The 8,105-nt window shown below is 49.9% G+C and carries 11 protein-coding genes; 6 read left to right on the plus strand and 5 right to left on the minus strand.

The window, feature by feature from the left end; genetic code table 11:
• Window positions 1–42 precede the first annotated feature (42 nt).
• The 3 genes from KIK84_RS16270 to KIK84_RS16280 form a co-directional block, all read right to left on the minus strand.
• A complete protein-coding gene (locus KIK84_RS16270; protein ID WP_214124175.1) occupies window positions 43–1,134 on the minus strand; it encodes a TrbL/VirB6 family protein in 1,092 nt (363 codons plus the stop codon).
• Between the two features lie 9 nt (window positions 1,135–1,143).
• The gene (locus KIK84_RS16275; protein WP_214124176.1) at window positions 1,144–1,485 is read right to left on the minus strand and encodes a hypothetical protein; all 342 of its coding nucleotides are present in this window, start codon (window positions 1,483–1,485) and stop codon (window positions 1,144–1,146) included.
• Between the two features lie 142 nt (window positions 1,486–1,627).
• The gene (locus tag KIK84_RS16280; RefSeq protein WP_214124177.1) at window positions 1,628–1,924 is read right to left on the minus strand and encodes a hypothetical protein; all 297 of its coding nucleotides are present in this window, start codon (window positions 1,922–1,924) and stop codon (window positions 1,628–1,630) included.
• Between the two features lie 362 nt (window positions 1,925–2,286).
• On the opposite strand from KIK84_RS16280, the gene mobQ reads away from it, so the two are divergent.
• Window positions 2,287–3,423 (plus strand): MobQ family relaxase, encoded by a 1,137-nt coding sequence (gene mobQ / locus KIK84_RS16285; RefSeq protein ID WP_214124178.1) that lies wholly within the window; start codon window positions 2,287–2,289, stop codon window positions 3,421–3,423.
• A gap of 2 nt (window positions 3,424–3,425) precedes the next feature.
• Here the strand turns inward: mobQ and KIK84_RS16290 are convergent, their stop codons facing one another.
• A complete protein-coding gene (locus KIK84_RS16290; RefSeq protein WP_214124179.1) occupies window positions 3,426–3,605 on the minus strand; it encodes a hypothetical protein in 180 nt (59 codons plus the stop codon).
• A 158-nt stretch (window positions 3,606–3,763) separates the two neighbouring features.
• Between KIK84_RS16290 and KIK84_RS16295 the strand changes: the two genes are divergently transcribed.
• The 5 genes from KIK84_RS16295 to KIK84_RS16315 all read left to right on the plus strand — a co-directional run bounded on the left by KIK84_RS16295 (window position 3,764) and on the right by KIK84_RS16315 (window position 6,686).
• Window positions 3,764–4,228, plus strand: coding sequence for a hypothetical protein (locus KIK84_RS16295; RefSeq protein WP_214124180.1), 465 nt, complete (start codon window positions 3,764–3,766; stop codon window positions 4,226–4,228).
• A gap of 2 nt (window positions 4,229–4,230) precedes the next feature.
• Window positions 4,231–4,512 (plus strand): type II toxin-antitoxin system RelE/ParE family toxin, encoded by a 282-nt coding sequence (locus KIK84_RS16300; protein WP_349815950.1) that lies wholly within the window; start codon window positions 4,231–4,233, stop codon window positions 4,510–4,512.
• Window positions 4,513–4,615: 103 nt separating this feature from the next.
• Window positions 4,616–5,263: an AAA family ATPase gene (locus KIK84_RS16305; protein ID WP_214124182.1), complete on the plus strand. Its 648-nt coding sequence runs from the start codon at window positions 4,616–4,618 to the stop codon at window positions 5,261–5,263.
• 32 nt (window positions 5,264–5,295) lie between these two features.
• The gene (locus KIK84_RS16310; RefSeq protein WP_214124183.1) at window positions 5,296–5,559 is read left to right on the plus strand and encodes a CopG family transcriptional regulator; all 264 of its coding nucleotides are present in this window, start codon (window positions 5,296–5,298) and stop codon (window positions 5,557–5,559) included.
• On the plus strand, window positions 5,556–6,686 hold the full coding sequence (locus tag KIK84_RS16315) for a replication protein RepA (protein ID WP_250208057.1): 1,131 nt from the start codon (window positions 5,556–5,558) through the stop codon (window positions 6,684–6,686). Before KIK84_RS16310 ends, KIK84_RS16315 begins: the two co-directional genes overlap by 4 nt.
• 681 nt (window positions 6,687–7,367) lie before the next feature.
• Here the strand turns inward: KIK84_RS16315 and KIK84_RS16320 are convergent.
• Window positions 7,368–8,105: type IV secretion system protein (locus KIK84_RS16320; RefSeq protein WP_214124184.1), on the minus strand; the 738-nt coding region annotated here is incomplete at its 5' end.

Below are 8,105 nucleotides of genomic sequence, written 5' to 3' on the forward strand. Positions count from 1 at the left end.
ACACCGAAAAAAATGCAATGGTCGACAAGACGATGCTTTTTTTCATTTCATCCTCGAAATTGCAGATTGGGTCGCGCGGTTGTAGACGTGCGACCTGGCGGGTCGATTTTGTGGCTCTGAGCCTCGGGGCTGTTGATGGGGGGCTTGAGGTGATCCCTTGATGCTCCCTCCTCGGGGTGAGGGTGGCGGATCAGGCGGCGGCTTCTTCTGAAAATCTGGCAAGGGTATGGCCATGCGACCGATGTGGCCGAGGGCGCCGCCTGCATTCATTCCCCCGCCTAACGATGCGGCAAGATCAAATAGTTTGCGGAACAAATACAAGAGGATGCCAGCCTCGAAAGCTTTGGTAAATATCGTCGATATAAGGCTGTAACTTGAGTCGTAAGTCACACCATCGCTAGGGAAAGCGCTCTTAGTCGCAAAGTCTTGAAGGCCGACGAGAGCGCTTGCACTTTGCACCGCAACCGATATCAAAAGCAAGCCCACAGCTTGGGTCATTATGGAGTTGACCCAACTCTCAAAATATCGCTGCGTGGCTGGAAAAGCCGCCAACATGACGTAAACCGGCCCAATCGCGAGAACGATGTAGAGCAAGCATGTGCACATGACGCTCATGATCATTGCGACCAGGGTGATCGCTGCGCCAACGAACAGCAAACATAGTCCCGCTATCAATCCGACCACGGCCATTACCAATGCCGCGCCGCCCTCCCAGAAGGAGGTAACAAGAGACAGGCCGTCAAACGAGGAAATGAACGTGTTGAACACGCTGATAAACACCCGCAAAATCGGAGTCCAGATGTTGCTTTCGAGAGCGGTCGCAACGCTGGGCGAGCCGGTAGTGATATCACTCAAAAACGCAGGGACGTTTGCAAAAAACGGAAAAACGTAGTCGGCCCAAGCAAAAGTGGCGAATGCGCCAAACAGAAAAATCTTTGCAAATTTTTTAAAAATGTAGGCGAAAGAATCACTGCACTGACCAAGAGCCACGTCATACCCGATCAACAAAATGTAGATCGTTACACCCACAACAAAGACGGGTTGAGCGCCGATGGCCATGTTGGCGCTCAACGTCGTAGCAAGCGACGCAAAATTTGCAGTGAACTGGGTTTCTATGCTGGACAAAAAGGACATTTCGTCCTCTCAGTCTTTTGCGCGGTACTTGTGAAAAATAGGGGTTTGGCAAGCGACTGCCGCTTTACCCGACTTCAGCCCCTTGTCTGTGCACTGCTTTTTAATCTCGGCATCACGCCGAGCATGGGCAGTTACGTCGCAGGTGTAATTGAGGGGGTCGGTCAAAGACAAACCACCGCATGGTGGTTTCCCTTCCTCTATGCGCTTGTCGATATAAGAGTTTGTTTCCGCTTCAACCTTTTTTAGATCGTCTTCTTGATTTGCTGCATGTGTGCTTTGCAAAGGGAAGATGGTTGCAGCGCAAGCAGCCAAGATCAGGATTTTTTTTGAGATCATCTTTTGTCTTTTCATGAGCGTCTAAAAAAACTTTAAAAATTCGATGAATAGCTACCGTGAACAAAAATGCCACTATTCCCGCCGTAACGTAATCCATCGATTGATGCTCCTGGAGTCTTGAAAGTTACTGGACTAACTCTCTGAAGATTTAACGATTTTAGTCAGTCTTTGGTTGACTCGCAATCCCAAATAATTCTCGCTCATTTTCGCGGGTGAGCCAGTCAGCAAAAGACTTTCCCTCAAAAGTTAAATCTTTAGGCACAATGCAACACTTCTCGAGCTGGTCAAGAATAAAAGCACCGACTAGCATTTTTTTGCGGTTTTCAACGCGACGAACTGCATTTTTTTCTTTTGCTTCTAGTCGAGCAAGAGCGCGTTGAGCTTTTGCTTTTTTTTGCTTTGCCTCTTCCTCAATCGCTGCAATTTTTGCACGTAGTTGCTCAGCAGTTGCCATAAATTACCCCTCTCAAAAAACCAAAATTCTACGCCTTTACTCCTTGGACGGCATAGCAGGGGGTGCCAAAGAAGGCCGCAGGCCGCCACTTTGGGGGGCGCAGCCCACAGGGGGGCCGGGGGGCGGCACGCCCCGCCGTGCTGGGAGCCTCACAGCGTGAGGCGGCGCGCTGAGCGCTTGGCTATGCTCCCGCGAAGCGCGGCAAATGGCAACCTGACGCCAACTAAAAAGCAACCACTGACAACCATTTGACAACCAAAAAACAACCAAAGACCGCTATCGCGGTTGAGAGCTACAGACACCACGAAGTGCGCAATTATACGTTGTTCCAACATTGCGGCCTGCGGCGCTAAAATACCTCTATGGCGATCTACCACTTCTCTGCACAAATAATCTCACGCTCAACAGGGCGTAGCGCTGTTGCTGCAGCTAGCTATCGCGCTGGCGAAAAAATGATAGACAAAAGAACGGGAGAAGTATTTGATTACTCGAAACGTGATTTGTCGGTTAAGTTCAAAGAGATATTCACGCCTGATGGTTCCCCAGAATGGATGAAAGATCGCTCAAAGTTGTGGAATGCGGTCGAGGAAATAGAAAAGCGAAAAGATGCGCAATTGGCACGTGAAATAGTTCTAGCTTTGCCTGTGGAGTTAACTCGTAATCAACGCGTAGAGTTATTACGAAATTTTGTACAAGAGGCTTTTGTGCAAAAAGGAATGGTCGCAGATGCTGCAATACACGAGGACTTCTATCAAGAAACCAAAAATCCACACGCGCACATAATGCTCACAACCAGAGTTGTGGAGCCTAATGGATTCGGCCAAAAGGAAAGGCTGTGGAACGATAAGCAGCTTTTAGAGGAATGGCGCATAAGCTGGCAAATTCACGCCAATAACGCACTTGAAAAAGCAGGTCGAGATGAGCGCATAGACCATCGAACTCTTGCCGCGCAAGGCATCGAAAGAATGCCGACGATTCATGAAGGATGGGGCGCAGAAAAGACGGAGAGAAAAGCTATAAATGAAGCAATCCGCGCATACAACGAAAACAAAGCTCTTGAAGCTCAGCGAGAGGAGCTACTGGCAGAGTTGTCGGGAGTCGTTCTGCAGGCCAAAAAAGAGCGCTTTATCCAGCAGCAAAAAACGATCGAAAAAACCTTATTAGATATGCCCACGGAGAGGCGTAGAGCCTATGTTCAAAAAACCGTCGAGGAGCTTGAAAAAAGGCGTTTGGAGAAAGTGCGGCGCGTGCAGTCAAAAGCCTCAAAAAGACACGAAAGGCGACAGGCGCAGTATTTCGAGCTGCGCGACACATTCCGTCAAAAAACGCCGGTGGAGAGGCTGCGAATTGAAGCTTTGTACCGTCAAGCCGCTCGCTTGGTCACAGCGCTCGCTGAGGCGATAAAAACGGCAAGCGCGTGGGCTAAAGAGCGCTTTGAAACGTTGCAGCCGGTGGTGGTCAAGTCGCTGGCCAGCCCTGGGCGCGAGCATGAGAAGTGATATCAATAAGTCCGTTTTCTTGAGTTAGTGATATCAATTTCTGCCTTTGACGGTTTGAGTCCAAGCGCTTCATTTTGTTTACAGGATTCGCGGATGGCGTCGCCCATCGCTTGCTGCAGCTTGCCGGTGCGCGAGTCTGCGATCAAACGATCAAAAAAACTTTTGGTCTTCGGTTTTTTCATGTTGGTCACCGTATGAAGTTAGCGCTTAGTGATATCACTAGGCGGTGGTTACGTCTAGTGTTATGTTGAACTGATTGCAGTTTGCATAAATGCATGGTGCGCAATCAATTATTTAATGCGAAAATGTGCATTATTTAATGCAATGCGAAAGGTGTGTCATGCAACCTACCATAGACCATGGAACTCTCTCAAAGCTAGTAGAGGCTGGTGCTGTTCGTGGTGCGCAGGTCGTAGGCCAGTCTGGTGGTTGGTCTGTCCTGGTCAAGTACGGGCTGATAGAGCGCCCACTGGCAGCGCAGCGCAGCAAGCAGGTGCGGTTGTTTAAAAAATTTGAGACTCTTGTGTCGTATTTAAAGGATGTTGGGATTGCACGCTACGAGGTTGATGCTGCAGGGTTTGACCCTGCAACGCCTGCAGCTTCAAAGCGTCCCGACCGTGCTGCCGCGCTTAAACGCGCTCATGAGGCAGCAGCGTATGACAACTGGTTTCGTGAACAGGTAGAGGTCGCATTGATCGAGGCGGATAACCCCTCGACAAAATGGGTAAGTAATGATGATGCTGCATCAAGCTGGGCGAAGAAGCGTGCCGAGTTGGCCAAGCGAGTTAATGGGGGTATCGTTTGATATTGGTATGGCTTCGCAGAGCGATTAATGATCGCGATTCTCAGTTGGACTACATCGCTCATGACAACCCCCGCGCAGCTATCGAGCAGGGTGATCGAATCGAGTTGCAAGTCAATCAACTGCAGCAAAATCCAGAAATGGGACGACCAGGAAGAAAAAAGAGTACCCGCGAACTGGTCATTAGCCGCACCTCGTTCATAGTGGTTTATCGCATCAAGAGCCAGCGTATAGAGCTACTTAGGCTCCTGCACTCATCGCAGCAGTGGCCACCCAAAAAACACTAGAAACAACCCGCTAACGGCGGGTTTTTTTGTGTCTGAAAACAATTGACAAGAATCTCTATATAACTACAATAGAGCATTGTTTTAATATTAAAGTAGGTTGCTAATGATTGTCACAATCGGAAATACGAAGGGTGGGGTAGGCAAGACCACAATCGCGGTGAACATTGCGATTGCGCGCGCCATTTCTGGGCGCGACGTATGGCTCGTAGATGGCGATCGCCAAGGCACTGCTCAGACCTCAATCAGTATCCGGTCGCAAGCTGGCCATGCTCCAGGCATTGCGTGCGCGACGTACTCAGAAGGCGCAACTTTGCGCACTCAAGTGCAGCAGCAAGCATCTAAATTCGATGATGTCATCATCGACGCTGGGGGTCGTGATTCGACAGCATTACGTGCCGCACTGGTTTTGTCGGATGTTTTGTTGGTTCCGTTTCAGCCTAGAAGTTTTGATGTTTGGGCGTTGAGCGACATTGCTTCTCTGGTGGATGAAGCCCGAAGTGTCCGCGACGGTTTACGGGCGTATGCGGTGCTGAACTGCGCAGACCCAGGTGAAGCCTCTACCGACAACGCTGAAGCCGCTGCAGAAGTTGCGCAAGTCCCTCAATTTGAATATTTACCCACCCCGCTGCGGAGAAGAAAAGCGTTCTCAAATGCTGCAGGTGCTGGCTTGTCCGTCCTTGAAATTAAGCCGCAAGACCAAAAAGCAAGCTCAGAGCTAAATGCACTTATTTCCAATATATTTGGATATTAAAAAAACACTAATTGAAATGTAGGATGGATGCAATGGCGATTACAAAGAAACCAGCAAATCAGAACACTGCAGAAGCCTTTATTAGTGGTGCGCCAGATGCTGCAGCTGCAGTACCAGAGGCTCCGCGCAGGGTGCGAAAAGGCAACAAGATACAGATCACGCTCACGATTTCTGAGCCGCTTTTGGAGCGGGCGGACATCGCTGCAAGCCAACTTGGCCAAACCCGCGCGGGCTTCATCAACCTTGCGATTTTTCAAGCGCTGGAGAGCGGCCTGAACGTGAAGGGGGGCGCATGAGCGACGCAGCGCAACCCGAATTAATTGATGGCATCGTCGCGACGGCTTGGGTTGATTTCAACCGCAACGAGGTAGAGCGCATTCAAAGCGAAATTCAAAAAGCAGAGGGTGACTACAAAAAGTTTTGGGAACTCTGCTTGGCGCAAACACTGGATAGCCTCAAAAAAGCAGAGGAAGACCTGCAGGCGCTCTCAAACAAGAGGCCTGACCTTGATTTTTCTTTATCGCCAAAGGCCAAGAAAGTAACAAAAACTACCGCTGCGCCAGCATTAAAGCTAATTCAAGCTGGCGCTGATATTGCTCAATTCCAGCCAACCGGCGAAGAAATGGCATTTACCCATGCGGTTTTGTGCCAGGTCGGTCTACCACGATCCAAAGTAGATGGCCAAAGCTTTATGCGGCAGTCAGGCTCAGCATGGGTGAATGTGCAGGCTGGTTACCTGGATGAAGGACGTGGCCCCGTATTGCAGCCGGTCCCCTACGGGGCTATGCCGCGCCTTGCGCTTGCGTGGGTCTCCACCTACGCAAAACGCTACAACACCCGCGAAGTACCAATAGGGGACAGCGCCAGCGAGTTTTTACGTTTACTTGGCCAATCCACAAGTGGGGGGGAGCGTGGCTCATTTAGAACGCTGCGCACCCAAATGCATGCGCTTGCAGCGTGCCGTCTACAGCTTGGATACAAAGGAAGAACCTACAACGGGCAGCCTGTCGAGCAGTTCGACTCGTGGCAAATAAACAAAGGTTCAAACCAGAAAGCCCTCTGGCCAGGGGTGCTTGTTTTGTCAGACAGCTACTTTTCGGAGCTGGTGGCAAATGGTGTTCCCCTTGATAACCGCGCTTTGCACGCATTAAAGGGGTCTGCGCTTGCGCTGGACGTTTACGCCTGGCTTGCGCACCGACTGCACAGAATTGAAGGCCGTCCTGTCATCTTGCATTGGAAATCGTTGCGCGAACAGTTTGGCCAAGAGTACCAGGGTAAAGACGCGGATAAAGACTTTAAAAAGAAGTTTATGCCGGCGCTTAATGCTGCGTTGGCGGTCTACCCCAAAGCGCAAGTAAAACAAGTACCAGGGGGCTTGATGTTGTTACCGTCACCGCCCCCCATCGCGTTCAAGGGAGCCTAGTTATCCACAGATTTTGTGGATAACGAAAGTTGTCCACGCTGAATCAGACCCCCCTTTTACGCTGAATCAGACCCCCCTTTTACGCTGAATCAGACCCCCCTTTTCACGCTGAATCAGACCCCCCCTAAACCTGTAAGGTACTCCGGTAATTTATTGCCTTTAATTTTTTGCCGGTAGTTGGAGCGCGCAAAAATGTGGATAAATAGCCCCCCATAGGGGGGTGAAAAGTCCCCCCGCTAGCGCGACACCACCGAGATTTAGGCTTTGCCACATGCCCCAAGGGGCATCAGAAGCACCTGTGAACAAAAAAAATTGTTATCAGGATACGTGGAGGCCAAAATTCGGGCGTTTGGGAGGTTTTTTTAATGTCGATAGGGGTCGTATCGGTTTTTTTGCAAAAGTGGCTCAAAACGCGTTTAAACCAACCTGTTGACGATTTATTAAAGACGTGGTGCGACCATGAACCTACTACTTCGAGTAACCACGCGTTACACCCGCGCCATTCAAAGGCACCAAAGAACTGAATCTGCGGTTTCTAGTTGGTGGCTTGTTGGATGGCAGCGCCTGCAAGGAAAACATCTACCCGCGCACTTTGAAAAAATCATTGGGGATGAGAACCTGCACCAGGTCGAAGACTAAAAAAATACCCCAGCAAACGCGCTGGGGTATGGGTGCTGGATCTCAATCGATCGCCGGTAATTTATTTTTTGAGATCCATGACTTTGTTCTTGCTTGCTTTTCAGCTGCTTCGCGCAGCTTGTCCGCAGCAGCGGTAGCTTCTGCCATATCCTGGCGCTTCAGCATTTGAATCAAAAGAGTTTGAACCTCGTTCAGATTCCGATTAACCAGGTCACTTGATGCCTTCAAATCCTCCAGCGCGGGTATTTGGTTTTGTAGTGTCTCAATGCTAGAGGCTTGCGCGTCGAGGGACTTCTGTTTACCAACGGCATTGGCAAGCGCGTTTGCTTCGTTCTGCATAGCATTCGGATTACTAGTTACATCAACCCCATATGCAGACCGAATGGACGCAATGTCTGATTGATTTGTACTGAGACTCCCACCCTTTAAAAGAGTGTTTACGTCTGAGAACTCTTTGGGTAAATACTGCTTAATTAGAGAGTTGTTTGCGAGCTGGTTGTAGCTGTGGGAACTTGTCAGCGCATCGACCTGTTTTGTTAGTTGCTCAATTTGTTGAGTCATTTGCTGGTACTGCTTTTGCCAGGCACTAACTTGCTCCAGGGCTTGAGCCAAATTTGAAGCATCAATGACCGGTATGCCTTGTGCCTGGGCGCACACCGAAAAAAATGCAATGGTCGACAAGACGATGCTTTTTTTCATTTCATCCTCGAAATTGCAGATTGGGTCGCGCGGTTGTAGACGTGCGACCTGGCGGGTCGATTTTGTGGCTCTGAGCCTCGG

It is taken from the genome of Curvibacter sp. CHRR-16 (genome assembly GCF_018474005.1).
In the GTDB taxonomy this organism is placed as follows: domain Bacteria; phylum Pseudomonadota; class Gammaproteobacteria; order Burkholderiales; family Burkholderiaceae_C; genus Allorhodoferax.